At 63.1% G+C, this 25,915-nt stretch carries 27 protein-coding genes and 1 pseudogene; 22 read left to right on the forward strand and 6 right to left on the reverse strand.

Features of this window, described 5'->3' with window-relative positions:
- The first annotated feature begins 85 nt into the window (after positions 1-85).
- From AC1DQK_RS07020 to AC1DQK_RS07055, 8 genes are all read left to right on the forward strand, one after another.
- Positions 86-787, forward strand: coding sequence for a carboxymuconolactone decarboxylase family protein (locus AC1DQK_RS07020; RefSeq protein WP_477868782.1), 702 nt, complete (start codon positions 86-88; stop codon positions 785-787).
- A gap of 64 nt (positions 788-851) precedes the next feature.
- Positions 852-1,649, forward strand: a complete 798-nt coding sequence (locus tag AC1DQK_RS07025) for an enoyl-CoA hydratase/isomerase family protein (RefSeq protein ID WP_477868784.1) — start codon at positions 852-854, stop codon at positions 1,647-1,649.
- A gap of 3 nt (positions 1,650-1,652) precedes the next feature.
- On the forward strand, positions 1,653-1,997 hold the full coding sequence (locus AC1DQK_RS07030) for an EthD family reductase (protein WP_477868786.1): 345 nt from the start codon (positions 1,653-1,655) through the stop codon (positions 1,995-1,997).
- A gap of 301 nt (positions 1,998-2,298) precedes the next feature.
- A complete protein-coding gene (locus AC1DQK_RS07035; protein ID WP_477868788.1) occupies positions 2,299-3,093 on the forward strand; it encodes an SDR family NAD(P)-dependent oxidoreductase in 795 nt (264 codons plus the stop codon).
- On the forward strand, positions 3,086-4,606 hold the full coding sequence (locus tag AC1DQK_RS07040; RefSeq protein WP_477868790.1) for a class I adenylate-forming enzyme family protein: 1,521 nt from the start codon (positions 3,086-3,088) through the stop codon (positions 4,604-4,606). The genes AC1DQK_RS07035 and AC1DQK_RS07040 overlap by 8 nt, the downstream gene beginning before the upstream one ends.
- Positions 4,603-6,654, forward strand: a complete 2,052-nt coding sequence (locus tag AC1DQK_RS07045; protein WP_477868792.1) for a 3-hydroxyacyl-CoA dehydrogenase NAD-binding domain-containing protein — start codon at positions 4,603-4,605, stop codon at positions 6,652-6,654. Before AC1DQK_RS07040 ends, AC1DQK_RS07045 begins: the two co-directional genes overlap by 4 nt.
- The gene (locus tag AC1DQK_RS07050; RefSeq protein ID WP_477868794.1) at positions 6,651-7,682 is read left to right on the forward strand and encodes an NADP-dependent oxidoreductase; all 1,032 of its coding nucleotides are present in this window, start codon (positions 6,651-6,653) and stop codon (positions 7,680-7,682) included. The genes AC1DQK_RS07045 and AC1DQK_RS07050 overlap by 4 nt, the downstream gene beginning before the upstream one ends.
- 325 nt (positions 7,683-8,007) lie before the next feature.
- Positions 8,008-8,388 carry a hypothetical protein gene (locus AC1DQK_RS07055; protein ID WP_477868796.1) on the forward strand — a complete coding sequence of 127 codons (381 nt, stop codon included), beginning with the start codon at positions 8,008-8,010 and terminating at the stop codon, positions 8,386-8,388.
- 94 nt (positions 8,389-8,482) lie between these two features.
- On the opposite strand, the gene AC1DQK_RS07060 is transcribed toward AC1DQK_RS07055, so the two are convergent.
- The 3 genes from AC1DQK_RS07060 to AC1DQK_RS07070 all read right to left on the reverse strand — a co-directional run bounded on the left by AC1DQK_RS07060 (position 8,483) and on the right by AC1DQK_RS07070 (position 10,034).
- Entirely contained in the window at positions 8,483-8,872 is a 390-nt protein-coding gene (locus AC1DQK_RS07060; RefSeq protein ID WP_477868798.1) for a PRC-barrel domain-containing protein, read from the reverse strand.
- Positions 8,873-8,940: 68 nt separating this feature from the next.
- Complete coding sequence (locus tag AC1DQK_RS07065) at positions 8,941-9,387, reverse strand: ferritin-like domain-containing protein (protein ID WP_477868800.1); 447 nt, start codon at positions 9,385-9,387, stop codon at positions 8,941-8,943.
- Positions 9,388-9,449: 62 nt separating this feature from the next.
- On the reverse strand, positions 9,450-10,034 hold the full coding sequence (locus AC1DQK_RS07070; protein ID WP_477868802.1) for a DUF4142 domain-containing protein: 585 nt from the start codon (positions 10,032-10,034) through the stop codon (positions 9,450-9,452).
- Positions 10,035-10,358: 324 nt separating this feature from the next.
- Here AC1DQK_RS07070 and AC1DQK_RS07075 point away from each other — a divergent pair, with 324 nt between their 5' ends.
- From AC1DQK_RS07075 to AC1DQK_RS07090, 4 genes are all read left to right on the forward strand, one after another.
- On the forward strand, positions 10,359-10,616 hold the full coding sequence (locus AC1DQK_RS07075; protein WP_477868804.1) for a GlsB/YeaQ/YmgE family stress response membrane protein: 258 nt from the start codon (positions 10,359-10,361) through the stop codon (positions 10,614-10,616).
- A 678-nt stretch (positions 10,617-11,294) separates the two neighbouring features.
- On the forward strand, positions 11,295-11,669 hold the full coding sequence (locus AC1DQK_RS07080) for a hypothetical protein (RefSeq protein ID WP_477868805.1): 375 nt from the start codon (positions 11,295-11,297) through the stop codon (positions 11,667-11,669).
- On the forward strand, positions 11,666-11,836 hold the full coding sequence (locus AC1DQK_RS07085; RefSeq protein ID WP_477868807.1) for a hypothetical protein: 171 nt from the start codon (positions 11,666-11,668) through the stop codon (positions 11,834-11,836). Before AC1DQK_RS07080 ends, AC1DQK_RS07085 begins: the two co-directional genes overlap by 4 nt.
- Positions 11,784-12,113 carry a hypothetical protein gene (locus tag AC1DQK_RS07090; RefSeq protein WP_477868809.1) on the forward strand — a complete coding sequence of 110 codons (330 nt, stop codon included), beginning with the start codon at positions 11,784-11,786 and terminating at the stop codon, positions 12,111-12,113. Before AC1DQK_RS07085 ends, AC1DQK_RS07090 begins: the two co-directional genes overlap by 53 nt.
- Before the next feature lie 61 nt (positions 12,114-12,174).
- On the opposite strand, the gene AC1DQK_RS07095 is transcribed toward AC1DQK_RS07090, so the two are convergent.
- Positions 12,175-14,010: a cation:proton antiporter domain-containing protein gene (locus tag AC1DQK_RS07095; RefSeq protein WP_477868811.1), complete on the reverse strand. Its 1,836-nt coding sequence runs from the start codon at positions 14,008-14,010 to the stop codon at positions 12,175-12,177.
- Between the two features lie 611 nt (positions 14,011-14,621).
- Here AC1DQK_RS07095 and groES point away from each other — a divergent pair.
- From groES to AC1DQK_RS07125, 6 genes are all read left to right on the forward strand, one after another.
- The gene (groES, locus tag AC1DQK_RS07100) at positions 14,622-14,909 is read left to right on the forward strand and encodes a co-chaperone GroES (RefSeq protein WP_477868813.1); all 288 of its coding nucleotides are present in this window, start codon (positions 14,622-14,624) and stop codon (positions 14,907-14,909) included.
- A gap of 70 nt (positions 14,910-14,979) precedes the next feature.
- Positions 14,980-16,614: a chaperonin GroEL gene (gene groL / locus AC1DQK_RS07105; RefSeq protein ID WP_477868815.1), complete on the forward strand. Its 1,635-nt coding sequence runs from the start codon at positions 14,980-14,982 to the stop codon at positions 16,612-16,614.
- A gap of 234 nt (positions 16,615-16,848) precedes the next feature.
- Positions 16,849-17,214: a hypothetical protein gene (locus AC1DQK_RS07110; RefSeq protein ID WP_477868817.1), complete on the forward strand. Its 366-nt coding sequence runs from the start codon at positions 16,849-16,851 to the stop codon at positions 17,212-17,214.
- Positions 17,215-17,222: 8 nt separating this feature from the next.
- A complete protein-coding gene (locus tag AC1DQK_RS07115; RefSeq protein WP_477868819.1) occupies positions 17,223-17,480 on the forward strand; it encodes a hypothetical protein in 258 nt (85 codons plus the stop codon).
- 151 nt (positions 17,481-17,631) lie between these two features.
- Complete coding sequence (locus tag AC1DQK_RS07120) at positions 17,632-17,874, forward strand: YozE family protein (protein ID WP_477868821.1); 243 nt, start codon at positions 17,632-17,634, stop codon at positions 17,872-17,874.
- Entirely contained in the window at positions 17,871-18,878 is a 1,008-nt protein-coding gene (locus tag AC1DQK_RS07125; RefSeq protein WP_477868823.1) for a TIGR02391 family protein, read from the forward strand. The genes AC1DQK_RS07120 and AC1DQK_RS07125 overlap by 4 nt, the downstream gene beginning before the upstream one ends.
- A 5-nt stretch (positions 18,879-18,883) precedes the next feature.
- On the opposite strand, the gene AC1DQK_RS07130 is transcribed toward AC1DQK_RS07125, so the two are convergent.
- Positions 18,884-20,626, reverse strand: a complete 1,743-nt coding sequence (locus tag AC1DQK_RS07130; RefSeq protein WP_477868825.1) for a retron Ec67 family RNA-directed DNA polymerase/endonuclease — start codon at positions 20,624-20,626, stop codon at positions 18,884-18,886.
- Positions 20,627-20,946: 320 nt separating this feature from the next.
- Entirely contained in the window at positions 20,947-22,956 is a 2,010-nt protein-coding gene (locus AC1DQK_RS07135) for a ParB/RepB/Spo0J family partition protein (RefSeq protein ID WP_477868827.1), read from the reverse strand.
- Positions 22,957-23,512: 556 nt separating this feature from the next.
- Here AC1DQK_RS07135 and AC1DQK_RS07140 point away from each other — a divergent pair.
- The 4 genes and pseudogenes from AC1DQK_RS07140 to AC1DQK_RS07155 form a co-directional block, all read left to right on the forward strand.
- On the forward strand, positions 23,513-23,761 hold the full coding sequence (locus AC1DQK_RS07140; protein WP_477868829.1) for a FitA-like ribbon-helix-helix domain-containing protein: 249 nt from the start codon (positions 23,513-23,515) through the stop codon (positions 23,759-23,761).
- Entirely contained in the window at positions 23,758-24,180 is a 423-nt protein-coding gene (locus AC1DQK_RS07145) for a PIN domain-containing protein (protein ID WP_477868831.1), read from the forward strand. The genes AC1DQK_RS07140 and AC1DQK_RS07145 overlap by 4 nt, the downstream gene beginning before the upstream one ends.
- 190 nt (positions 24,181-24,370) lie before the next feature.
- A complete protein-coding gene (locus tag AC1DQK_RS07150; protein ID WP_477868833.1) occupies positions 24,371-24,517 on the forward strand; it encodes a hypothetical protein in 147 nt (48 codons plus the stop codon).
- A gap of 15 nt (positions 24,518-24,532) precedes the next feature.
- A pseudogene (locus AC1DQK_RS07155) lies at positions 24,533-25,558 on the forward strand (recombinase family protein); the annotation flags it as partial.
- Positions 25,559-25,915: the final 357 nt, after the last annotated feature.

The raw sequence follows: 25,915 nt of genomic DNA on the forward strand, positions 1-25,915 counted from the left end.
CGGTCGGCTGTCAGATAGGTCAGTGCGAATATTTCCGATTGACGCCCGACCAGTCGGTCGACATGCTTTCATGCAGGAGAGACCAATGCCGACAAGCCCGTTGATGGACGTCCCGCTGCTCAGGGGGCATGCACCCTACACCCTCGCGGGTTTCGCCGCATTCCGTTCGGTGATCGACACCGACGGGGCGGTGCCGGCGAAGTTCAAGGCGCTGTTCGCCGCGGTTGCGGCCATAGACCGCCGCCATCTCTGCCTTGCCCGGCGCGAACTGGCGCGGGGCGTGGGACTGGGCCTGACTTCGGTCGAAGCCACTGCGGGATTGATCGTGCTGGCCAGCTTGCGCGGCGAAGCGGCGGCGCTCGACTTTGCCGAGGTCATCGCGGCGTCGTTCGCGGCGATCGACGCACCGGCACCCCAGCCGCTGCCGACTGCGGCTGCGGGAGAAGCCGTCGCCAACTTCGCCGCGTATTTCGGAACGATCCCCGCCCCGCTTGCGCAATTGCTGCGCCTCAATCCCGCGGCTGCGGACGCTTATTATCTGATGCGGCGCGGCAGCATCGACGCCAATCCGCTGTCGCCCAAATATGGCGAGCTGCTGCTGCTCACCATATTGGCCGCCGGCTACAGCCCGATGGCCGTCACCCATGTCCGTGGCGCTCGATTGGCGGGCGCCACCGACGAGGAGATTGCCGAGGCGGTGCTATGTGCGGTGCCGTCGGCGGGCATCGCTGCCTGGATGGCGGTCGGCGCGATGCTGGCGCCTCCGGACGAAAGCGGTGCCGCGTGACAGATTTTGCGCAGGTCGGCTGTCCATCTGCGCGCCCATCCGATGTGAAAAAAGGAGACTCAACATGGAACTTGAACAGGACGTCATTCAGTATGAACTGGCCGATGACGGCATCTGCACCATCTGGCTGAACCGCCCGCACAAGCGCAACTGCGTCAGCCCGCAACTGCTGCGCGAGCTCGAAGTCGCAGTGGATCGCGCGGCGGCCGACAAGAAGGCGCTGGCCGTCGTGTTCCGCGGTCGGGGCAACACCTTCTGCTCGGGCGCGGATCTCGACCAGCTGGTCGGCCCGGTCCTGCACGAATCGACGGTTTCGCTGCAGCTGGCGATCGATTCGGCGCGCACCTACGACAAGATCTACAATATGAGCAAACCGACGATCGCGGCGGTCGAGGGCTATGCCGTCGCCGGCGGCTTCGAACTGATGATCTCGTGCGATTTCGCGCTCGCCGCGTCCGAGGCGAAGATCGGCGATTTCCACATCCGCCGCGCCTTGTTCGGCGGTGCCGGCCCGATCTATCGCCTGCCGCGCTACATCGGCATGCGCAAGTCCAAGGAGCTGATGCTCACCGGCAAGCTGCTGTCGGGCGACGAGACCGTCGAATGGGGCCTGTGCAACGCGTCCGCGCCCGCGGCTGAATTCGACAAGCTGATCGCCGATTTCTGCGCGCCGCTGATCGACAAGAGCCCGTTCTGCATGTGGATGACGAAGATGGCGCTCAATCGCGGTATGGATGCGGACACCAATTCGCTGATCACGCTGGAAACGATGACCTGCAACGTCGTCCATCACTCGGCCGATGCCAAGGAGGGCGTCAGCGCCTTCCTCGAAAAGCGCAAGCCGGTCTGGACTGGCAACTGATCGATGGCGGTCAGCTTCGTCGTCCTGGCGCGCCGGCCATCGGACTGGGACCAGGATCGGTTCACGACCTGGTGGCGCGGTCCGCATGCCGACGCGGCCCGGGTGCTGCCGGGGCTGATCGCCTATCGGCATGGCGTGGTGACGCGGGATTATGACAATCCCGATGAACCCGCCTGGGACGGCCATGCCGTGCTGACCTTCGCCGATCAAAAGGCGCTCGATACCGCGTTCGCCTCGCCCGAATGGGCGGCGGCGACGCGGCAGACCAAGGGCATGGGCGGCAAGCGGATCGTCCTCATTACCGAGGAAGTCGATCTGCTGATGCCGGGAAGCGGGGGAAGCGCGTGAACGAGCGGAGCGCCTTTGCTTTGTCTCGTCGGCCATTGCCCACAGACGCCAAGATAAGGCTCGTGGGCGAAGACGTTCATCTATCCTCCCCCGCTAGGGAGAGGTGTCGCCCAAGGCGGCGGAGGGGCGGGCGGCGACCAGCTGCAGCTTGAGGGCTCACCTGCTCCTCTTCCTCCGAGGCGTACGCCGTCCTCCCCTCCGTCAGCGCTTTGCGCTGCCACTCCCCCTGGGAGGATCGGTATGGAACAGACCATGGCATATAATCAGTATCTGACCGATTACCCTGCCCAAGGATGCGATCATGGCTGACGAAACCGCAGGCTTTACCGGCCGTCTTTTTCGGCTCGACGGCAAAAAGGCGCTGATCACCGGCGGCCGTGGCGCGCTGGCCGAGACGATCGCGGTGACCCTCGCCGATCTCGGCTGTGCCATCGCGCTCGCCTCGCGCCATGAGGCCGATTGTGCCGCGACCGCGGCATCGGTCTCCGAACGCTTCGGCACACGGGCGATCGGCCTGTCCTGCGACATCACCGACGAGGATTCGGTCGAACGGACGGTCGCCGCTACGGTCGAGCGGCTCGGCGGCATCGACATCCTCGTCAACAATGCCGGGGCCTCCTGGTGGGGCTTGCCGCAGGACATACCGCTCAAGGGCTGGCGCAAGGTGATCGACGTCAACCTTACCGGCACGTTCCTGGCCTGCCGCCACGCGGCGCGGCACATGATCGAGGCGGGTGGCGGGGCGATCGTCAACATCGCCTCGGTGGGGGCCTATCTGTCCTATCGGCCCGAGGCGGGGCAGGTCGTGCCCTACACGACGAGCAAGGCGGCGATCGTTCACCTGACCAGCGACCTTGCCGCGCAATGGGCCGAGCACGGCGTCCGCGTCAACGCGATCGCGCCGGGATCGATCGAAACCGGGATGACCGAAACGCTCGATGCTGCCGTCCAGGAAAAAACCCGCGCCGGCATATTGCTCGGTCGCTTCGGCCGCCCCGGCGAAGTGGCCGGTACGCTGGCGCTGCTAGCCTCGGAGGCTGGCAGTTTCATCACCGGCCAGACCTTCCTGGTCGACGGAGGGCAATCGCTTGCCTGAGAGCTCCACCACGACCGACCTGGCCTGGGACGATACCCGCCTCTGGCCCCAGTTCGATGGGCTGGCCTCCGCAGATCCCGACGCGCTGGCAGTCGTCGATTGTGCCGACCAACTCTGGTCACGCGGCACGCTGCACGCGATAGCGCACGATATCGCCGATCGGCTGCGGGCGCTCGAGATCGGTGCAGGCGACCGGATATTGGTCGCCGCCCACAAGACCGCGGAGACCCTGGCAGCCGCGCTCGCCATTTCAGCCGTCGGCGCGGTGTTCTGCCCATTCTCGCCCAAGCTCAGCGCCGGCGATGTGGCGGTGCTGGAGGCGCGGTTGGGCCATGCCGCGCGGATCGATGCCGACGCAAGCGGCGATCTCACCATCGCGGGGCCGACAGCGATGCCGCGCTCCTCCGATCCCCGCAACAGGGCTACCGCACTGATCGGCTTCACGTCGGGCACCACCGGCGTGCCCAAAGGCGTGATGCACGGGCCGGGCGCGCTGAATTATGCGACGCGAGCCTGCGCGACGATCGCGGGGCTCCAGCCCGGTGACGCGATCCTGGGCATCGTACCGATGGATAGCGCGCCAGGCTTCACCTTCACCGCGCATTTCGCGCTCTCGCTCGGCTATCCGCTGGTGCTGATCGATCCCTGGGTCCCCGCCGCGGCCCTCGCACGCGCCGAGCGGTATCGATGCGGTTGGGCGATCGCGGTGCCGACGCACCTGTTCACGATGATCGAGGCCGTCCGGCTGGGCGAGTGGAGCGGCACGCTGCCGCTGCGCGCGATGGCGGTCGGCGGCAGCGCGATGACGCCGGAGCTGATCGCCGATGCCGACGCCCTGCTCGGGCTCAAGGTGCTGCGGATGTTCGGCATGTCCGAATGCATGGGCCATAGTTCCAACCATCCCGGCCACCCGCTCCAACGGCGCCAGCACTTCGATGGCATCCCCTTCCCCGGAACCGAGGAGGAAGCGTTCGACGATGAATTGCGGATGCAGCCGCGCGGCACCCGCGGGCAGGCCGGCGTACGCGGGCCGTCGCTATTCCTGGGCTATGCCGACGGTCTCGGGGCGGGCCAGGAACGCATGACGCCGGACGGCTTCTACCTGACCGGCGACGAGATCATCCGCGATCAGGGCGGCTTCGTCCGGGTCGTCGGGCGGATCAAGGACCAGATCATTCGCGGTGGCTTCAACATCGATCCGGCCGAGATCGAGGCGGCTTTGCTGCGCCATCCGGCCATCGCCGAAGTCGCGGTGGTCGCGGTGCCCGAACGCAAGCTCGGAGAGCAGGCCTGCGCGGTCTGCCGCGTCCGCCCCGGCGCCGGCGAGGTCGATCTGCCGGTCTTGCTCGATCATCTGGCGGGGCAGGGATTGAGCCGCAAGAAATGGCCCGAACATCTGGTGCTGGTCGATGCGATGGCGCTGACCGCCACCGGCAAGATCGACAAGAAGGCGATGGCTGCGCGCGCCGCCGAAGACGTCCTGCAAAGCGCACAAGGGTCTAAGACAGCATGACCGCATTAGCCACGCTGGCGATCGAAGATGGCGTCGCCGTCGTCACCATCGACAATCCTCCGGTCAATGCACTCGGTGCGGCGCTCCGCCGCGCCTTGTTCGATCGCCTGGAGGAGGCGTTCGCGGCTCCCGACGCGCAGGCCGTCGTGCTGATCTGCGCTGGCCGCACCTTCATCGCCGGTGCGGATATCGGCGAGCTCGGCAAGCCGGCGGCGTTGCCGACCTTCTTCGACCTGTTCGACCTGATCGAGGACGGGCCGAAGCCGGTGATCGCCGCGATCCACGGCACCGCGCTAGGCGGCGGCTTCGAATTTGCGTTGGTCTGCCACTATCGGATCGCGACGCAATCGGCACGGGTCGGCCTGCCCGAGGTGACCCTGGGCATATTGCCGGGGGCCGGCGGCACGCAACGCGTTCCCCGCCTCGCGGGGGCGGCGGCTGCGCTCGACATCCTGACCTCGGGCCGCCATGTGCGCGCACCCGAAGCACTCGACCTCGCCCTGGTCGATGCGGTCGTGCCCGATCAGGCGCTGCGCGCAGCGGCGATCGCATTCGCACAGGACGTGATCCGCAAGGGCGCGCCTCGCCCGCGCATCCGCGACCGAACCGGCGTGGAGGCGCGGCCTGAGCTGTTCGCCGAATTTCGCAAGACGAACGCCCAGCGCTTTCGCGGCCTCAAAGCCCCGGAGGCGATCGTCTCGCTGGTCGAGGCCGCCGCTGCCCTGCCGTTCGAAGACGGCATGGCGCGCGAGCAAGCGGCGTTCGACACGCTGGTGGCCAGCACCGAATCGGAGGCGCTGCGCTATAATTTCTTCGCCGAACGCGAGACGGTACGCGTGCCCGATATCCGTGCCGATATCCGGCCGATCGACATTTGCACGGTCGGGATCATCGGCGCAGGCACGATGGGCAGCGGCATCGCCATCAATTTCCTCAATGCGGGCCTGCCGGTAACTTTGGTCGAAACCAGCACCGCCGCGCTCGATCGGGGCGTCGGCAATATCCGCCGCGTCTACGAGACGAGCGCGAAGAAGGGCCGGCTGACTCGGGATCAGGTCGATGAGCGACTTCGGCTGCTCACGCCCACGATCGACATCGGATCGGTGGCGGCTGCCGATCTCGTGATCGAAGCGGTATTCGAGAGCCTCGAGGTCAAACGGGACATCTTCGCCCGGCTCGACCGAATCGTCCGTCCGGAAGCGATCCTTGCCTCCAACACGTCGTTCCTCGATCTCGACGCCATCGCCGCGGCGACAGGCAATCCCGGACGGGTGGTCGGCCTGCATTTCTTCTCGCCCGCCAATGTCATGCGGCTGCTCGAAGTGGTGCGCGGGACGCAGACCGCGAAGCCGGTGATCGCGACGGCAATGGCGCTCGCGCGGCGGATCGGCAAGGTGCCGGTGCTGAGCCGCACCTGCCCCGGCTTCATCGCCAACCGGCTGCTCGCACCGCGTGGTGCGCAGGCCGACGCGCTTGCGCTCGAAGGCACGCCGATCGCCACGATCGATCGCGTTCTGTTCGACTACGGCTTCGCCATGGGTCATTTCCAAATGATGGATCTGGTCGGGCTCGACGTGGTCGGCCGCGAGGGCAATGAGCGCACGGCGATGGGCGATCTCGTCGCCGCCGGCCGGCTCGGGCAGAAGCAGAATGGCGGCTATTACGACTATGACGCGGCCCGCCGGCCGACGCCTTCCCCGCTGGCAGACCGGATCATCGGCGATGTCGCGCAGGCCAGGGGTGTCACACAGGCCCCGACGCTGGGCGCGGACGCGCTGCTTGCGCGCCTGCTGTATCCCGTCGTCAACGAAGGCGCGCGGATATTGGAGGAGGGCATCGCGCTGCGCGCGTCCGATATCGATGTCGCAGCCGTGCTCGGCTATAACTGGCCGGTCTATACCGGCGGGCCGATGTTCTGGGCGGGCGCCGTCGGCCTCGATCGAGTTGTCGCCGGATTGCGCGATCTGGAAGCCAGCCATGGCGCTGCCTTCCGTCCTGCCGATCTGCTCGTCGATCTCGCCGCGCGAGGCGCGCGGTTCCAGCCATGACCGTCAATCGCGCCTGGCTGCTCGCGCGGCGGCCGCAGGGGCGCGTGTCGATTTCAGATTTCGCATATCGCGAGGAACCGTTCGTGCCGCAGGTGCTGGCGGAAGGCGAGGTGTTGGTGCGCAACCACCTCTTCTCCTGCGCGCCGACGATCCGGAACTGGCTTAACCAGCCGGGCAACAGCTATCGAAGCGCGATCGGCATCGGCCAGCCGGTGGCGGGCATGGCAGGTGCAGAGGTGATCGCCTCGTGCCATCCGCATTTCAGCGCCGGGGATCTGATCACGGCGGTGTCGCCCTGGCAGGACTATGCGGTGCTGACGCCGGATCGGGCGGCCGTGCCGATCGTCGCGATACCCGACGGGCTCACGCTCGCCGACGCGCTCGGCCCCTATTCGCCCAACAGCCTGACCGCTTTTTTCGGCATGATCGACGTGGGGCGGGCGGCGGCGGGTGATACCGTCCTCATCTCGGGCGCCGCGGGTTCGGTCGGTGCGGTCGCCTGCCAGATCGCGCGGATCCGGGGCTGCCGGGTCGTCGCCATCGCCGGCGGGCCCGATAAATGCACATGGCTCCGCGATGTTGCCCGGGTGGATGCGACGATTGACTATAAGGAAGAGGATCTGGCCGCCCGGATTGCGGAACTCTGTCCCGAGCGCGTGAATCTCTTCTTCGACAATGTGGGAGGCGTTGTCTTGCAGGCGGCTGTGGATGCCATGGCTGTGCATGGCCGCATCGTTCTGTGCGGCCAGATTTCGGCTTATGACACAGGACAGCCTGCGCCCGGCCCGCGCGACATGATGAAACTGGTCTACGGCCGCATCCTGATGCAGGGCTTTGTCGTCGGTGACTTTGCCGCGCGATATGACGAGGCGTACACCGCACTTCGCCTGTGGATCGAGCGCGGCGACATCATGTGTCGCATTGATTTGCGGAAGGGATTCGAACGACTGCCCGAGGCATTTGTTGACCTGTTTCGCGGCAACAGTGAAGGAACACTCCTCGTGAGCACCGCGTCAGCCGAAGGGTGAGCCGCTTCGCGCCATCCATGTAGCAAAGCGGGATATCTGACAGAAATCCGCCGAGCGAGAGCTCCGGCTTTGCCAACGGCAATTCCTCCAGAGCGAATTTCAGTTATCAGAGGGAAAAGGTCGATATCGGTGGACTTCTGCGGACCCCTGCGGAGGGGTTCCTGGCGGGCCACGCCCGATGATGATGGGCAATACGTCTACGCTATAGCACTATGATAAAGTCGCCTCTCCAAAATAGGGCGAAGCGCATAAAGGGGTCTGTCTCGGCGCAATTCAATGCTCAGTGACGTACGACGGTATTTGAGCAGCTGGATCAAGTCAGAAGTTGGCGGAAGCTGACAGCTCACATATAGAAAACCGCGTCCGCACGGGCCGGGCATGGTCGGGCATGGTGAAGCCGAGTTTTCGACCGGAGATCGAGAAGTTGCTGGCGCTTTGGTCTGATTGCGACTGGTCGACTGCAGAGGTCAAAGCCATAGCCGAAGCGCGGGTGCCGGAGCTTGCGCCGAAAACGGCGGCACTTGAAGCGATGAGCTCCCTGTCAAGCAGCAGCGGCGGACGAAGCAAGAATCGCCAACGCCAGATCGCCCGCGGCATCGGGAAGGGTGCCTCGGTTTGCGATGATGCCCCCTTTCCGGGGAAATTGGAAAGCTCGCGGGGTGAAAGCCGAGGCCAGGGAATCGCGAGCGGATCGCCCTCAACGTGAGCGCAGGGATTCGCACACGCACTTTGGCACCGCTCACGCGCCAATCCGGCGCCGGCAGCTATTCCCTCTTGGCCGTCCCTGTAAAGGAGGCCGATCAGCCGGTGGGGGCAGGCGGAAGCCGAAAATAGTCCGTCACGCGCCGGCCATAGGCCTCGTCGAAGACAGGCGCTGAATCCGGCCGGAAACTCGGGGCGCCCTCCAACAAGCGCTTGTCGATCGCGGCCACATATCCACCCTGTGTCTCATCGTAGCGAAACGCCGGCCAGGGAACCGGATGATAGCTTTGTCCCAGCCCGAGAAAACCGCCTGTGGACAGGATGACATAGGCGACCTGTCCGGTCCGCTCGTCGAGGATGAGCTTGTCGACGGTGCCAAGCTTGTCGCCATCGCGGCCATGCACGGTCTTGCCTCGCACATCGTCGGCGGAAATCAGGATGCGGGTTGCGAAGGGATGGGCAACGGGTATTTCTGCATTGATGGCCATGGTCATTCTCCGTTCAATAAATCTCCGGGGCGGCAGGCAATTGCCCACCGCGCCGAAAACGTGCCTTCTCAGGCCATGCTGTGCTTGAGAGCGCTCGCCTGATCATGGCCGGCCTTCACCGAGGTGAAGGCCTCGCGAATGACGGACCTCGTTGCCGGCTCCAGATCGGTATCCTTCAGGGCGATTTCGAACTTCGCCTTGATGTGATCCTCGCCTCGCTCGACTTCCTCGATGATCGCCTTGTCGTTCTTGACGGTGAGGGCCTGCTTCAGGTCCATGAAGCTGCGGTGCGCGGCGCCGAGGAAGCTGGCGCTGTCCTCAGGCTTGCCGCCGAGCCCACGAACCTCGGCCTGCAAGGAGGCGACGACCGCGCCACGATCACGCGCGAAATCGGCGAACATCGCCGCGAAACGGGTACTCTTCGCGTCCTCGGCAGCATCCTCGAACCCCTTCATGCTGTCGAGGGTCGTGGTGATCAGTCCATTGAGGACGGAGATGTCATGCTTGTCGTTCATGTCTGGATCCTTGATTCGAAGGCGATTGGCCGGCCAGGCTTTTCCGTGGTCAGCCCGACCGCTCAGTTTGCCGAGAGCGCCGAAGGCAGGAGCGCGCCGCCTTGCTGGAGCTGCTGCTCGATGATCGGCACGCCGTTGCCGGCGACCTGCTTCAGCGACTGGTCGGCGCCATCCTCGGCATAACCCTTGTAGGTCGCCCAGTTGCCCTGCTGCACCTGCGCGGACTGGGTGAGATAAAGATTGTCGAACGAACTTCGCGGCGTGCTGCGAAGCATCTTGAGCATTGAGGCGCGTTCGGCCGACAGACGCGTGGTCTGCCGGGCGATCTTGCGCTGGTCGTTGCTCAGCGACGCCATCAGCGTCTGCTGGGAGGTCTGTGATTCCGAAATGATGCGCCGGGCATAGTCCTTGACATCGCTGCGCTGCGAGCGAGTCAGGCTGAGCCGGCTTGCCGCGATCTGGAACCCATTGGCATCGGAGGCGGCGGCGGAGAAAGCGGGGCCGTCGAGACCGTGGATGGGAGCGGCGCCCACATTCATGCTCGAATAGCTGCCCGTGGTGGCCGGCGTCGTAGACTGGGCCGCCGCAATAGTCGCGGCACCGAGTGCTGCCGTCCCGACGAGGACGGCGAAAACAGTACGTTTCATAGTGTTATTCCTTACAGACGCGACATCCGCAGGCTTTTGCCTGTGGGAAGTTGGCGTCTGTTGTTGAGCTGGAAACGCACCATCCAGAATGGAAAGGCATCGCTTGGAGCATTCAGACAACGATCCGCACGTGACAATGTTACGGGCGGCAGATTTTATTTTTATTTTTCGCGCTAATATCATGAGTAAGCGCCAAAACTATTTCATCTCGTCTGGTGTATCCAAATTCTTTGGAACGCTTCTGCCAACTGAGGGGTTAGCAGATATCCCGGGCACGATGCGTCAATGCGGCCAAATCGTCTTCTGGATTGCAGGAGAACGGTTATGGGAATTATCATGTGGCTCGTCGTTGGCGGCGTTATCGGATGGCTTGCCAGCATCATCATGCGGACAGATGGTCAGCAGGGCATCATCCTCAATATCGTGGTCGGCATTATCGGCTCCTTCATCGGCGGCCTGATCCTCTCCCGAGGCGACATCAACAACGCCCCGCTCACAGTCATGACATTCCTGGTCTCGCTGGCTGGTGCGATCATATTGCTGGCGATCGTCAATCTCGTTCGTCGCGGTTCAATACGCTGATACTGTTCTCCGTACAGCCCCCCAATATGCCAACGCCCCGTTAGAACCGCACAGGATTTCTGTACGGCCCATAGCTGTGACAGCCCTGCCATTGAGTTTCTTCGAGATCGTCTGAGTTTCTTAGAGATCGTCGATCCGGCTCGACCAACCGCCAACCGCCATGAGCTAGGCACCGATGCCGCCGTCATATCCCAGAACAGCAGACGTGGCTTTCGCCTGAGCGACAACCCGACGTCGCTCCGCATCATTCCGAAAGGACAGGTCATGGCCAAATCACAGAAGAGAACCAATCGCGAAAGCCGAAGGCCGAAAAACCGAAGACGAATGCGTCAAAACCATTGGAAAACCCGGCGTAGTGGCAGGGCTTGAGAATGTAAAACGTTAGGCTTCGGTCAGGTGGATCCAATGCTTTCCGGGCGGTTTGCGAGCAGACACTGTTACGTCTGGAGGGGCGGAGTGTTTGTTGCGTTTATCCCAGTACGCTGCTTGCGCCTCCGGTCGTCTTGGGCGACCAATCGGATACAGAATCTTGCAATCACGCCACCGCCGATGAAAAGATTGTCGCCCGTAGTAAAATGACCTTGCCCACCCCATATAGGAGCTACCGCACTCCGTATGCCTCGGGCACGAGTGCAGCTGAGAGATAGTTCGTGCTCCCGCTCATGGTGGAGACGAACGATGTCCTTTTTATTCACTCCCGTTACGAATACCGGCAAAGGGGCCATTCCGTTCGATCTTCCCGTGATTCTGGCATCCAGCGATCTACGGGGTGATCCCGCGCGATGTCTGCGCGAGGACAATTGGGAAAATGAAGGTGGTCATCTCGCTGCCGCGAAGCTCGTGATCGCATCTTCCGCTATTTCAGCCGGTGATGTCGAAGTGCTTGCGGCACAAGTCAATGTCATGGAAAGCACCCTGGCCAGCGACTTTTCCAATGGTCGGGTGGGGACAAGCTACAATACCTATGCACATCGCTCGCGTGTTCTTCGCCAGCAAAAGGCGAAGCTCGATGCCCTGCGCGCAAGCTTTCTGGCGCAGGAGCAACGATTATGAGCCGCTCTTCTAAACCCGACGAAGCCGTCGCGGTCGAGCAGATGGCTCTTTACGGGATCACCCGCGTCCCCGCCGATCAATATCGCTACAAGGATTATCGCTACTCAAAGCTCAGTGACGCAATTGCCCAGGCCAAGCGCGACGAGCGACGCCATCACACTTTGTGAAGGACGTTTAATGGAACTTTCATCGACCTTCTGCCGGATCCAGGAGAACGTCCAGCGAGATCGCGCGGCCAATGCGGCATTGGAGAATATTCGCCTTGTGGCCGAGAAGGCGGCCAAGGCATGGGGCACCGTGGCCCTTTCCGCCGAACAGCGCGAAGCGCGCCGCGAGCGAACCCGCATCATCGCCGATATGGCGGCTCTAAAAAATGAATCTGCGCCCGGCGAGGATGACAGGCTGCTCAGCGAAAATCCGGATCGAGGGTTCGAAAACGCCTGAATTGGTCCGGGAAACGGCTTTGAGGCGATAGTTACCTCGACACCGGTTGTTCCTAGCGTCTTTACGAGGGCTCTTCATCGTCCGGGCGACGGAGGCGCAGTTCAGGAGTTTCGCGGTCAGGGACATCTGGCCGACGCTCGAATGCTCCGCCATCGCCTGATATCCGTTCCTTCTGAATGAAGGCCGCAGCTCGTTTCCTCGATACGCCCAGACTTCGCAAAGCATAGTCCGCCAGGCCGAACGACAGTTCGCGCGTGCCGGTGATCGCAAGGCCGACGCCTTGGCTTTCGAGATGGGCGACCTCGGCATCGCTCTGCGTCCGCACGGCAACATCGATATTCGCGTTGAGTTCACGGGCAAGTTCGATGATCCGCCGTGTCTGGAACCCTTCAGGCGTCGCAATGACCAGAAGGCGTGCATCGGCGATGCCTGTGTCTTCGAGAATACCGGGGGTCGATGCATCGCCGTAGATTGCCGGTATGCCCTTCGCACGAAGCGCTTCGACGCGCCGCCGGTCCTTATCCACGATGATGACAGAAAGCTTCTGGTCGTTGAGCGCCTTGCCGACCACGCGGCCGACCCGGCCGTAGCCCACGATAATCGCATGATCGCGCGGACTTTCATCGCGTGTTTCGGGAAGAGCAGAGAGGGCTTGTCCGCCAGCCCGCTCCAGGACTGACAGGATGCGTGGTCGCCGACCCAGCCATCGCTCGATCCCGTCGAAGGTCTTGAAAACGAGAGGGTTAAGCGTGATCGAGAGAAGCGCACCGGCCAATATCAGATCCCTGCCTTCCGCCGGCACTAAGCCAAGCGTCACGCCGAGGCCGATCAGGATGAAGGAGAATTCTCCGATCTGGGCTAGGCTCGCGGATACGGTAAGTGCCGTTCGTGCCGGGTAGCCAAAGGCTAGCACGATGGCGAAGGCGGCAACGGACTTGCCGATCAGGATGATCGCAAGAACCGCGACTACAGCCAGCGGCTCGCGCACGAGCACGGCCGGATCGAACAACATGCCGACCGAAACGAAGAACAGGACGGCGAAGGCGTCCTGCAACGGCAGCGAATCCGCTGCTGCCTGATGGCTGAAGTCGCTTTCGCTTAGCACCACACCGGCGAAGAAGGCTCCCAGGGCAAAAGACACACCGAACAGCGCCGCCGATCCATAGGCAATGCCCAGCGCCGTTGCGAGCACCGACAGTGTGAACAGTTCGCGCGATCCTGTCCGCGCGACATGCTCCAGCACCCAGGGCACCGCGCGTGTGCCAACGACGAGCACCAGAGCCAGGAAAAGCGCGACCTTCCCAAGCGTCAGCAACAGGGCCAGCGCGATGGCCTCTCCGGTCGCCTCGCCAGCCCCACTGGCGCTGTCGCCCAGAATACCAGCAAGTGTAGGGAGCAGGACCAGCGCCAGGACCATGACGAGATCCTCGACGATGAGCCAACCGACGGCAATGCGGCCATTGATCGAATCCAGTGTGCTGCGGTGTTCGAGCGCGCGGAGCAGCACCACCGTCGAGGCAACCGAGAGCGCGAGGCCAAAGACGATACCCGCGCCGGGCGTCCAACCCCACACGTGCACCAGCCCTGCGCCGAGCAAGGTCGCAACGGTGATCTGCATCATGGCACCCGGAATGGCGATCCGCCGGACGGAGAGCAGATCCTTGACCGAGAAATGCAGCCCTACACCGAACATCAGGAGGATCACGCCGATCTCGGCGAGTTGCTCAGCCATACCCGCGTCGCTGACAAAGCCAGGGGTAAAGGGGCCGACCACAACGCCCGCCACCAGATAGCCAACCAGCGGGGGCAGCTTCAGCCGGCTCGCAACGAAGCCGCCGACGAAGGCAAGGACCAGCCCCATGACGATCGTAGTGATGAGACTGGTGTCATGGGGCATCGGCGTTCTTTCGGAGAGCCCGCCGGGCCGACGCGCTTGGTGAAACATCAATAGAAAACGACATTAGACGCGCGCAGCATCAGCAGCCCGCGACATGTCATCCGTCTCGATAATGATGAGACGTTCGCCTTACATCAATCCACCGGTAAAGGCGATTGCTCTCAGAGAAAATGCCCCACTCACCCTGCCTTAGTAGCGAAATGATGCCCAGATAGATCAAGGGCCGCTCAACCGATCCAATGAGAAATGAGCAGACCGCTTCGGATCGTTCAGCCCAGCCATTATTCCGGGACCGAGCGTAGCGGCGGCGGCTACAAAGGGGGCATTGGCAAACGGCTTCGCATGGCTGAATGCGGGCGTCGTCCGATGATAATACGCATTGCCTCTACGCTGTAGCTCTATGATCGTAGCGAAGCGGGGAAGGCCTCTAGCTGAAAACCGAAAGTGATTGCGTTATTGCGAGGACAATCTTGTTATCGGCCAGCGCAATACACATATGGCGTGCATTGGCACTCTCAGTTTGAGACTGCCAGCTCGCAAATTGGCAGCGCTGGCTCCCCGCTTGTGAAAGCGACGATTTCGTCGCGGTCCAGCGACAGGATGCCTGTTCCATGACATTTCGCCCGCTCCACGACCGCGTGCTCGTGCGCCGCATCGAAGCCGCTGAAAAGACCGCCGGGGGCATCATCATACCCGACACCGCCAAGGAAAAACCGCAGGAAGGCGAGGTCGTCTCTGCCGGCAGCGGTATCCGCGCCGAGGATGGCACGATCATGCCGCTGGACGTCAAGGCCGGCGACAAGATCCTGTTCGGCAAATGGTCGGGCACCGAGGTCAAGCTCGATGGCGAAGACCTTATCATCATGAAGGAAAGCGACGTTTTGGGCGTCATTGGCTGATCCAGCCTTTTCCTATCAGTCTGGCCGTAGCGAAACGGTTCACCGATTTTTCCATAAAGGATCACTGACCATGTCAGCCAAGGACGTAAAATTCTCCCGTGACGCGCGCGAAGGCATCGCGCGCGGTGTCGACATTCTGGCCAACGCGGTCCGCGTGACGCTTGGACCCAAGGGCCGCAACGTTCTAATCGACAAGAGCTTCGGCGCGCCGCGCATTACAAAGGACGGCGTCACCGTCGCCAAGGAAATCGAACTGAAGGACAAGTTCGAGAATGTGGGCGCGCAAATGATCAAGGCTGTCGCGTCCAAAACCCACGACCATGCGGGTGACGGTACGACGACCGCGACAGTGCTCGCGCAGGCGATCGTGCGCGAAGGTATGAAATCGGTGTCGGCAGGTGTCGATCCTATGGACCTCAAGCGCGGTATCGACATCGCCGTCACGGCAGTGGTCGCCGAGCTCAAGGCGCGGTCCAAGCCCGTCGACAACAATCAGGAAATCGCCCAGGTCGGTATCGTCTCGGCGAACGGAGATGAGGTCGTAGGTCGCAAGATCGCCGAAGCGATGGAGAAGGTCGGCAAGGAGGGCGTCATCACCATCGAGGAAGCCACTGGCGTCGAGTTCGAGCTGGACGTTGTCGAGGGCATGCAGTTCGACCGCGGCTACCTGTCGCCCTACTTCATCACCAACCCCGAGAAGATGCTCGTCGAGCTTCAGGATCCCTATATCCTGATCCACGAAAAGAAGCTGTCGAACCTGCAGGCGCTGCTTCCCGTTCTAGAGGCCGTCGTCCAGTCCGGCCGTCCGCTCCTCATCATTGCCGAGGATATCGAGGGCGAGGCCCTTGCCACTCTGGTCGTCAACAAGCTGCGCGGGGGTCTGAAGGTCGCGGCCGTCAAGGCACCGGCCTTTGGCGATCGACGCAAGGCGATGCTCGAAGACATCGCCACCCTGACGAAGAGCGAAGTGGTATCCGAGGAACTGGGCATCAAGTTGGAGAACGTCACGCTGGAGATGCTGGGTACCGCCAAGCGCGTCACGATCGACAAGGACACCACGACCCTCGTCGATGGCGCTGGGCCTGCCGATGCCATCAAGGGCCGGGTCGAGGCGATCCGGGCGCAGATCGAGAACACGACCAGCGACTATGACAAGGAAAAGCTCCAGGAGCGTCTTGCCAAGCTCGCCGGCGGTGTCGCGATCATCAAGGTCGGCGGTGCAAGTGAAGTCGAGGTCAAGGAGCGTAAGGACCGCGTCGATGATGCCCTCCATGCTACCCGCGCGGCCGTCGAGGAGGGTATCGTACCCGGTGGCGGGACGGCTTTGCTCTATGCGGCGAAGGCATTGAACGGTCTCAACGCCGTGAATGACGATCAGCGCCGCGGCATCGACATCGTCCGCAGGGCGCTCCAGGCGCCGCTGCGGCAGATCGCGGAAAATGCCGGACATGACGGCGGCGTGGTCGCGGGCCGGCTTATCGATGGTAATGACGAGAATCTCGGCTTCAACGCGCAGAGCGAGGAATATGAGAATCTGTTCCAGGCCGGTGTCATCGATCCTACCAAGGTCGTGCGCACCGCGCTTCAGGATGCCGCCTCGGTCGCAGGGTTGCTGATCACAACCGAAGCCGCCGTTGCCGATTTGGGCGATGATAGCGCCGGTGCGCCTGCGATGGCCGGCGGCATGGGCGGTATGGGATTCTAAGTCAGGCCGCGAACCCAAACGTGGGAGGCAGAGGCGTCATACGCTCTGCCTCCTTGGTTTAGATCCGGAATCAAATGACGCGATAACGGCGCCAATATGTTATGGTCGCGCATCACCCGTATAGTGCCGCAGGCATATCGTGACTGAGAGACCATCGTGCTCCCGCCTGCCGTCGGGAGTCGCATCGATGTTCCTCATAATTGCCTGCACCGAGCATAACGATCGGCGACCGATATGACGGTTCGCTCCACGCGAAGCTCGGTCACGTTCGCCGCGCCCTTCCGCTTGCCCGGCTTCGACGCCCCGCTGCCAGCCGGCAGCTACACGGTCGACACGGAGGAAGATGCCATCGAGGGAAATGTCCGCACGGTCTTTCACCGCATTGCGACAACTCTGGTGGTGGCGACGACCGGTCGGGTCGAGCATCGCGCGGTCGATCCGAAAGACCTGGAGGCGGCCTTGCGGCGAGACCGCGAAGCAGCGGCTCTTCCGACAGACGTGCTACCACACGAAGTGTCCGATCCTTCGATACCGCCGCCCGTCAACTGGCGCTGGGTGCCCTTGTGGGTCCGCGTCCCCTGGTCGGGCAGAGGGGCATAGCTTCAGCCATGTTCAACAGTTCCGCGCTGTGCAGACAGCAGGAGGCGCATCACCGCCGGATCGCGGCGGAGACGGACCTCCAGAATGTTCGCAAGGTTGCGCTGGCCGCCGCCCGCGCATGGGAAGTGCAAGCGCTGGAAGCCGAGAGCCGCGAAGCTGGGTCGAAGGACGCGCTGAGCAATGAGGACGCAGCCATCGCACTGGAATTTCTGCTGGAGGATGAAGCCGATGCGGAGGACACCAAGAACGAGGAAAACCCAGCGTGATACTGCATAATCTTTTGGGTCAGCATCAGGCCGATCCAGCCGGCCAGCGCTGGGAAAACGGTCTGTTCGTCAGTGTCTGCCTGATTTGTCGCCGCGCCATGATCAAGCCGGTCAATGGTCATTGGCAGCTTGCCGGCAGGACAAAGGGGCTGTGACAGCGATCGACTCCTGGTCCGCCGAGACCGGCGACAAGGTGACGTTCGGCACCTGGTTGCTGACCCGGCATGATCGTTCGGATTGGGTCGGCGATCTGGCCAGGGCTGCCAAGGCGGACCGTAAGTTTCCCCGCGCGGGCGATCCCGATACGGTGCGCAGCCATCTGAGCAGCATGCAGGCTGAGAGCGAGATGCTCGAAGCGCTGGATGACGCCGAACAGATATGGCTGCGCGAATGATCCATACCGCGCGAAGCCTCAACGAAGCCAACCTGCTTGCTCAGGCGATCATCAATACGATCCGCGAACCGCTGCTTGTGGTCGATGCCGACTTGCGCGTGCTCGTGGCCAGCCGATACTTCTACGAAACATTCAGGGTGGAGCCGGCGCAAACCGAGGGTTCCTTGCTGTACGCCGAGGTTCGCAAGGGGGAGAAGGAAAAGGTGGCGCAACTGTTTTCGCAGGATCAGCTCGAAGCCATTGCCGGCGCACTCGGCGACACGGATACGGGGCTCAAGGGGACCGAGATCGCGATGCTGTTCGCGACCTGTCAGATGACCGATCCAGGTGAGATGACCAAGCGTCACCGCATCTACAACGCCTTCGCCGCCAGCCAGAACGCCCGGCAGGACCGCACGCGCATCCTTGGCTTTATCCGCCATGCGATGAGACCAGCCCGCTATAGCCGCGAGCCGCATCGCTACGAGCCGATGCGTGCCAGTATCAACCAGGCGCTGTCCTTCGCCGGCCTCGTAGTGAGCGAGGCGGGAAAGATCGAAACCGTCGAACAGGCGACGACGCTGCCGGAAGCACAGCGCCGCGCGAAAGAACTGCGCACTGATCTGGAGACCCGCGGCGTCCATCCCGATGTGCTGCGCTTCTGCCGCGCGGAACTGCTGGCCGACAACTATTTCCATGCGGTCCAAGAAGCGGTGAAAAGCGTCGCCGACAAGATGCGCGTCATGACGGGTCTGACCGATGATGGGGGAGCGCTGGTGGACCGCGTGTTGAGCGGCGATCCGCCGATGCTGGCGGTCAATCCGCGCGGCACGGTGAGCGAGCGTAGCGAGCAAAGCGGCTTCGCCAATCTCGTCAAAGGCGTCTTCGGCATGTTCCGCAATACGACCGCCCACGAAGCGCGCATCCACTGGCCGATGACCAAGACCGACGCCGAGGATCTCCTGACCCTCGTATCCCTCATCCATCGCCGGCTCGACGCCAGCCACATGCCGCCGCGTCCCTGATCGGGTCAGGGCGGCGGTGGATTAGCGGCGTAATCATCTAGGGCCGCAACGATGCGATCGAGCAGGCCCGCGAATTTTGAGAAGTCGATCGTGTCTTTTTGCGGCTGCACGACCTTTTCGGCGAACCTAGCTTTCCCGTATTTTCCGGCCTCGCCGTGCTTCTTGTTGGGGTCGAACACTTTGCCGTCGATGACGGTCTTCAAAAGCGCAGGATCGAACGAGTCTTCAATACAGCTTGTGCCTTTTGCGCCGATCTCCGGCGTTTTTATGAGATAGAGATTGGGGGCGAGACGGTAGAACGGGTCTGTGGAGGTTCGCGAAATATTGGGAGCGCCGAGATTCTTGGCGACGCTGAATATGTCCTTGGCGCCGTCATCATTGTCGATCAACACAATGACGGGGTTGGGCAAAGGCCGGTGCCGGTAGTGCTTGAGCGCATCAGGATATTTCCGAATGAAGTGCAGGAGGTCGCCCGCGCCATTGCCGATCTGTAGGACGTCATGGACCGTGCTCGAAAAGTTCATGAACTTGAGCGCGGGTTTGAACTTCCCCTTATCCATTGCGCCAAGCCGCGGATGGTAGGCGGTGAGCTTTTCCATCGCAGCGCGCAGATAGACGGAGTCGGTCTTGCCTTCGGGGATGATGAGCGGTTTGGGCGCAACGACGAAATTCCGATAGAACAGGAAGCGGATGTAGAGCTTGCGTGTGGCTGTCGCGGTCTTTTCAGTCTTCTTTTCGGCCGAGGTGCGTGTGTCGACCTGATCGCGAACATGATAGACATGGCCGAGCATCCCTTGCAGCATAGCCAATGAAGTCGCGCTGACCTTTACGTCGGGGTCGCCAGGTTTGCCGCCCGCCAAGGCGGCGGGGACCATGCGGTAATAGGTGCCAGAGCCGAATAGAGACCAGCACATCGCGCGGACTGTGCGGTAATATTCGGGCAGGATGTTGGGCTTTTCGTTGACGAGCAAACCCGTCGTGACCTGACGCGAACCGCGATATTGCATTCGCGTCTTTGCCGGGTTGACTGCGAAGCCAGCCTTATCGATCTCCTTCAATAGCGCCGCGCCAAGCGCCCAGTCGTGCTCTGACCCGGCAACGGGAGCGGCGCCATCGACCGGAAACACCTTGGCGTTCGTGGAGAAAGTGATGTCGTCCGCATAACGCGAATATGTGGATTTCTGCGACTTGGCGAAGCGCACTAGCCTGATGTCGAGCAGGTGGCCGATGATATTCGAGATGACTGGCGAGCATGGGCTGCCCTGCGGCAGGACATCGTCATGGCAAGCTATCTGCGCAATCAGCGTGGCGATTTTGATGTCGAGCCCAAAGCGCTTGTCTTTGATAAACATGCCACGCACGCGGCCGAAATTGATTGAGGGAAAAAAGTCCTTGAGATCGAGGTTCAGCACATAGCGGCGCCGTCGGTGGACGTTCGCGTTCGTCACGATTGAGAGGTGCTTGGCAAAGCCATGCGACAGGTGCCGGCGAGGAGAGCCTGCCTTGTCGATGTCAGCCAGCGCGAGATAGAGGACATTTGCGAGACGGCGCTGGAGCAGCTTCAACTTAGGCGTCGGCGCAAGAATGTCTCGCGGCGTGCCATTGCGCTTCGGAATGGTGAAAGCTGTGTATTTCTGGGCCGTGGGCAGATGGTAAAGCAGGTAAGCGAGCGCCGCCGGCTTGTAGCCAAGGATCGCGGCTAGATCATCGAGCGACTTCGCCGCTTGTAGTTTCGCCAGACTCGACACGCCACCCCCCTAATAGGCGGCTTACAGGCACTCCTATGCGTTCGATCGGATCGTCCGCTCAGCCGTAAAGCTGCAATAGGGATAGATGGAAGCATCACTGCCCAACATCGATGTCTTATATCGCGATGCGCGATAACAAATCTGCCTGTAAGCCTGCGGCCGTTCTCGTCCAGACTACTCAAAACTTCAAGAGTTGACCTGCGAGTGGGCTGAGCCCGGCGAGCGGCGAAATTAAACGACACCGCCGCCTCTGGATGGGACTGCCAGCGATTTGCGGGAGGTGGATGGCCGGGACCGCTTTTGCGGCCCCGGCCATGCCGCTATTCGGCAGCTACAGCGTAGGATGCTTCGTCGCCCTCCGCTTCGAGCGGCGGTTCCGCCTCCGGCTCGGGGGTCCGCAGGATCGTCGGAAGCCAGCCGGTCCCGGAAAGAAGCTGTTCGGCGGCCTGCGCCATGTCCTGCTTCTTCATGTCCACGATACGGCGGGCTGCATCCTCCGAGACGCCTTCGGCGACGGCCTCGACGATATAGGCCTTGGTGACACGGCCAAGGTAGCTGTCCACGGTCGTCGTCCAGTCCTTCGCCACGTCCAGCGCCAGCGCGGTCGCCAGCCTGTCCGCCGTTTGCAGCGAGCGGGGCTTGCGGTCCCACGGCAGGCGAAGCGCATTGACGGTGCGGGACGCGCAGTGCGCCAGCAGCGCCAACCGCTTCTCGTCGTCCAGCCCGGCGATGAAGTCCCACAGGTCCGCCACGTCACGCGGCATCCGTTCGGCCCATGCCTCGCGCGCCTCGTTCGCCTTGGCGGCAAGCGGCATATCCTCGATCCCATCCGCGTGGCTGCCAAGTGGCGTCACGGTCGGACGAACCTCAAGGCAACCGGCCTCGGTGTAGCTGTAGAACAGTTGCGCCGTGAGCGTGTGGGTCAAGGCGATCAGCGCCAGATCGGGCCGCTCGCCAAGCGCCACACGCAAAGCCAGCGTCCGATGGGCGGACAGGTCGCGGGTGAGGCTGTCGGAAATCGGCTTGCCCGGTTCCTCGTCCTCTTCCTCGATCTCCCGCACCTCCTCGTCGCCGTCCTCGGCCTGCTCAACCTCCACGGCCTCCGGGGCCGTCGCATCGCCCTCGGCTTCCGGCTCTGGCTGCGGGTCGGCCAGCGCTTCATCCTCGAGACGGACGAAACCCCGCTCGATCCTGACCGTGCCGTCATGGTGAAGCACGACGAACGCGCCGCCATGCGCGGTCAAGCTGGCGTCGTAGGCCGAACGCTTGGCCGAAATGGCGTCGATCTCGTCGGACACCGCCTCCAGCTTCGTCGCCACGTCCTCGGGCATCTCGTCATAGGACGAATAGCCTTCGGCGAGCTCGTCATGCTCGGTGGACAGCGCCACCAGCCGCGCCTCGTCCACGTCTGACAGGGCGATGGTCTGCGGATAGAAGCGCCGCATCCCGTGGGCGTGGGGATAGTCGATATGCGCCTCGGTCCATTTCCAGCCCTCGGACTGAACCTCGCCCGCGATCTCGCGCAACTTCTCGACGGTGAGCATGTCGAGCAAGCGCGCATCCTCGAAGAACCCGCCCCGGTCCTCGCTGAACAGATCGCGGATGATCGTGCCGCCCGCCTCGACATAGGCGTCGGCCCCGACGAACACCGCGCGCCGGTCGGTCGCTGGAACATTGCTCGCGGTCATGTCGCGCCGGATGATCCACGGCTCGCGATTGTGATGCAGTCCCTCGAACACCTGCTCCTGCCGGGCATGGTTCTCGGTGATGGCGAAAGCCATAAGCTGGTCCAACGTAAGACCGTCCTCGCGATAGACCTGCAACAGCTTCGGGCTAACGGCGCCCAAGCGAAGCCGCTGCTTCACGACGCCTGCCGACACGCCGAACCGCGCGCCGATCTCCTGCGCCCCCCAACCCTTGTCGTTGGAAAGCTCCGCAAACCGCTCGAACTGGTCGGCGGGGTGCATGGGCGTCCGGGTCACGTTCTCGTCCAGACTGATCTCGGCGGGATCGTTGGCCGTATCGAGCCAGCAACGCACCGGCTCGGACTTCTTGATCTGCTTGCGTTTGGCGCGCAGCACCATCGCCAGCCTGCGACCCTCGCCAGCGGTGACGAGATAGCAGCCGGTGGGCGTCCCGTCCTCTTTGGTTTCCGGTTCCACGACAAGGTTCTGGATCAGCCCCTTGTGCTGGATCGAAGCGGCTAGAGAATCAATGGCGGCCTCCCCATGCGGCACCTTGCGGGCGTTCTTGGGGGACTTCTTGAGCTTGTTCAGCGGCACGAAAATCTCGACGCCACTGACGGCTTCGGTCTGAACGGTCTCAGTCATCTTACTGCTCCTTGGCTTGGGTTTCCGCGCAGCGGAGCGCCGCGCTGAAACCCTGCCCGTCGGCGAGACCGGGGGTGCAACCGGAGTGGGCGGCTTCGCGGGGAACCGGCTGCACTGAGCGAAGCGAGGGAAGCTGGGCGGAAGCCGCTCCGAAGGGCGCTGGGGCAGAGCCCCAAGCAGCCGCGCCGCGTCCGCGGCGCCACCAATGAAGGCACCCTTGCGGCGACCGGCCGGCGCGCCGGCGTGCGCGCGGGCCTGGGGGCCAGCCGCCGCCGCGCCCTCCGGGCAGAGCAAGAGTGCAACGCGGCTACGATAAGGCGCGCACCCTGTCGGCTTCGTAGAAGTCGCAGAGTGCGCTCTATTGAAACCGCGTGCTGCCCGGCGCCCCAGCGCCGCCCCGCAACGCTGATCGTCACCCGGCAGGGCCGAAACCCGTCAGGGGTTCGGTCGGAGCGCAGCGCAGATAGAGCGGCGGTCCCGTAGGGAGGCGCCCCCCTGACCTTGTGATTTCCACCAGCATCGACTAATATGAAGTCATTGACTTATGGAGGCCAGCATGGCGGTCATGACGATCCGAAACATCGACGATGTCATCAAGAAGCGCCTCCGCGTGCGCGCAGCCGTCAATGGCCGGTCGATGGAAGACGAGGCACGCGACATTCTGCGCTCGGCGCTGTCCACAGACGATCCGCGCCCTCGCAATTTCGCTCAAGCGATCCATGAGAGGTTCGGCCCGCTGGGCGGCGTTGATCTGTCCGACCTGCCGCGCGAGGCGATCCGACCGCCGGTGGACTTCGGCGAATGATCGTCCTTGATACCAACGTCATTTCTGAGCTGATGCGGCGCGAGCCGGACGCGGCGGTGATGGCCTGGATGGGCGAGCAGCCAATGGCGGGGGTGTTCACGACCACGCTGACGCAGGCGGAAATCTTCTACGGCCTGGCGCTGCTGCCCGAGGGACGCCGCCGCGATGCGCTAGTGGCGGCCGCGCAGCCGATGTTCGATGTCGATCTCGCCGGGCGCGTGTTGCCGTTCGATACCGATGCCGCCAACGCCTATCCCGATATCGCGGCCGGGCGGCGGAAGGGCGGCCAGCCGATCAGCCAGATCGACGCGCAGATCGCGGCTATCGTCCGCTCGCGAGGGGCGCGGCTGGCGACTCGCAACGTGGCCGACTTCGCCGACTGCGGCATCACGGTGGTCAACCCGTGGGGCGAGCCATGAACCGCGCCGCCGTCCGTCCCTATCTGCGCTACGCTGCCTCTGAGCCTTTGCGCGAGAGGAAGGCGGGCGGCACCCTGTCTGCATGGCCACGTCTCGCAAGCCTCGTCGCCGAACGCCGCGCCGTCCTGCATACTGCCCGGACGACTTGCTCGATTATTTCCGATTGCCGGTCAGCTCGGCTCAGCTTCATGTGGGTCGGCCGCCCAAAGACGATCTTGCGACTTGGACGGTCACTGACGACTGGCCCGAGCGCGTGCCGGTCACGAGCGCCGAAGTGGAGGTGTTCGAGGCATGGTTCGGCGATGTCTTCGACGAGTTGTTCGGGCCGTGCCAATGATGTGAGGATACTGCCATGACCGTGCCGCTGCGCGCCGCCCTTTACCTGCGCGTCTCAACGGCGCGGCAGGCCGAGCATGACGTCTCGATCCCGGATCAGCGCAAGCAGGGCGAAGCCTATTGCCTGTCGCGGGGATTGGAGCTGGTCGATACGTTCGTAGAGGCAGGCGCATCCGCCACCAACGACCGCCGACCCGAGTTCCAGCGCATGATCGAGGCCGGAACGAGCAAGCCGGCACCGTTCGACGTGGTGGTGGTCCACAGCTTCTCGCGCTTCTTTCGTGACCACTTCGAGCTGGAATTTTACGTCCGCAAGCTCGCCAAGAACGGCGTGAAGCTGCTCTCTATCACCCAGGAGATGGGTGATGATCCGATGCACGTCATGATGCGCCAGATCATGGCGCTGTTCGACGAGTATCAGTCCAAGGAGAACGCCAAGCACGTCCTGCGCGCCTTGAAGGAAAACGCCCGACAGGGCTTCTGGAATGGCTCGCTGCCACCGATCGGCTATCGCGTCGTCGCCGCCGAACAGCGCGGGGCCAAGACCAAGAAGAAACTGGAGATCGACCCGCTGCACGCCGACACGGTGCGGCTGGCGTTCAAGCTGGCTTTGGAAGGGGACGGCACGTCCGGCCCGATGGGTGTCAAGACGATCACCAAGCATCTCAACGAGCGCCGTATCTTCACCCGCGACGGTGGGCGCTGGGGCATCGGCACGGTGCATCGGATGCTGACGCGCGCCACCTATGCGGGCCGGCATGAGTTCAACAAGCGCGGCAAGAGCAAGGAATTGAAGCCTGCCACCGAAGTGATCGCGGTCGAGGTTCCGGCGATCATCGACCAGGCGATGTTCGATGCCGTGCAGGCGCATTTGAAGGCGCGCAGCCCGAAGGTCGTCCACCCGCAGGTCGTCGGCGGCCCGACGCTGCTGACGGGACTGATCCACTGCGGCAAGTGCGGCGGCGCGATGACGATCCGCACCGGCAAGGGCGGGCGCTATCGCTATTACACCTGCTCGATGAAGGCGCGGCAGGGCGTAACGGCGTGTGAAGGCATGACCGTGGCGATGGAGCGGTTGGACGATCTTGTCGCCAATCATCTGGCGGAACGGCTGCTCGATCCAGTCAGGCTTGAAGTCGTGTTGTCCGAGGTTCTGGATCGCCGGCAAGAGCGATCCGAGCGACGCCGCGAGCATATCGCGGAGTTGAACCGGCGTGTGGCGGAGACCGAGCTGCGTTTGAAGCGGCTCTATGACGCAATCGAAAGTGGAGTCGCCGATCTCGATGATCCGGCGCTCAAGGATCGCATCGACGGATTGAAGGCGACCCGCGACCAAGCGCGAGCGGATGCCGAGCGCGCCTCAGCGCTGCTCGTAAGCTCGACCCAGCAGGCGATCACG

Source organism: Rhizorhabdus sp. P4_G5, assembly GCF_056401065.1.

Excerpts from the sequence above, each read along its gene's own strand:
- AC1DQK_RS07095 (WP_477868811.1), bottom strand. The coding sequence starts at position 14,010 with ATGCCCCATGACACCAGTCTCATCACTACGATCGTCATGGGGCTGGTC.
- AC1DQK_RS07030 (WP_477868786.1), top strand. The coding sequence starts at position 1,653 with ATGGCGGTCAGCTTCGTCGTCCTGGCGCGCCGGCCATCGGACTGGGAC.
- AC1DQK_RS07070 (WP_477868802.1), bottom strand. The coding sequence starts at position 10,034 with ATGAAACGTACTGTTTTCGCCGTCCTCGTCGGGACGGCAGCACTCGGT.
- AC1DQK_RS07035 (WP_477868788.1), top strand. The coding sequence starts at position 2,299 with ATGGCTGACGAAACCGCAGGCTTTACCGGCCGTCTTTTTCGGCTCGAC.
- AC1DQK_RS07110 (WP_477868817.1), top strand. The coding sequence starts at position 16,849 with ATGACGGTTCGCTCCACGCGAAGCTCGGTCACGTTCGCCGCGCCCTTC.
- AC1DQK_RS07140 (WP_477868829.1), top strand. The coding sequence starts at position 23,513 with ATGGCGGTCATGACGATCCGAAACATCGACGATGTCATCAAGAAGCGC.
- AC1DQK_RS07025 (WP_477868784.1), top strand. The coding sequence starts at position 852 with ATGGAACTTGAACAGGACGTCATTCAGTATGAACTGGCCGATGACGGC.
- AC1DQK_RS07080 (WP_477868805.1), top strand. The coding sequence starts at position 11,295 with ATGTCCTTTTTATTCACTCCCGTTACGAATACCGGCAAAGGGGCCATT.
- AC1DQK_RS07125 (WP_477868823.1), top strand. The coding sequence starts at position 17,871 with ATGATCCATACCGCGCGAAGCCTCAACGAAGCCAACCTGCTTGCTCAG.
- AC1DQK_RS07060 (WP_477868798.1), bottom strand. The coding sequence starts at position 8,872 with ATGGCCATCAATGCAGAAATACCCGTTGCCCATCCCTTCGCAACCCGC.
- AC1DQK_RS07020 (WP_477868782.1), top strand. The coding sequence starts at position 86 with ATGCCGACAAGCCCGTTGATGGACGTCCCGCTGCTCAGGGGGCATGCA.
- groL (WP_477868815.1), top strand. The coding sequence starts at position 14,980 with ATGTCAGCCAAGGACGTAAAATTCTCCCGTGACGCGCGCGAAGGCATC.
- AC1DQK_RS07085 (WP_477868807.1), top strand. The coding sequence starts at position 11,666 with ATGAGCCGCTCTTCTAAACCCGACGAAGCCGTCGCGGTCGAGCAGATG.
- AC1DQK_RS07135 (WP_477868827.1), bottom strand. The coding sequence starts at position 22,956 with ATGACTGAGACCGTTCAGACCGAAGCCGTCAGTGGCGTCGAGATTTTC.
- AC1DQK_RS07065 (WP_477868800.1), bottom strand. The coding sequence starts at position 9,387 with ATGAACGACAAGCATGACATCTCCGTCCTCAATGGACTGATCACCACG.
- AC1DQK_RS07145 (WP_477868831.1), top strand. The coding sequence starts at position 23,758 with ATGATCGTCCTTGATACCAACGTCATTTCTGAGCTGATGCGGCGCGAG.
- AC1DQK_RS07045 (WP_477868792.1), top strand. The coding sequence starts at position 4,603 with ATGACCGCATTAGCCACGCTGGCGATCGAAGATGGCGTCGCCGTCGTC.
- AC1DQK_RS07115 (WP_477868819.1), top strand. The coding sequence starts at position 17,223 with ATGTTCAACAGTTCCGCGCTGTGCAGACAGCAGGAGGCGCATCACCGC.
- AC1DQK_RS07050 (WP_477868794.1), top strand. The coding sequence starts at position 6,651 with ATGACCGTCAATCGCGCCTGGCTGCTCGCGCGGCGGCCGCAGGGGCGC.
- groES (WP_477868813.1), top strand. The coding sequence starts at position 14,622 with ATGACATTTCGCCCGCTCCACGACCGCGTGCTCGTGCGCCGCATCGAA.
- AC1DQK_RS07075 (WP_477868804.1), top strand. The coding sequence starts at position 10,359 with ATGGGAATTATCATGTGGCTCGTCGTTGGCGGCGTTATCGGATGGCTT.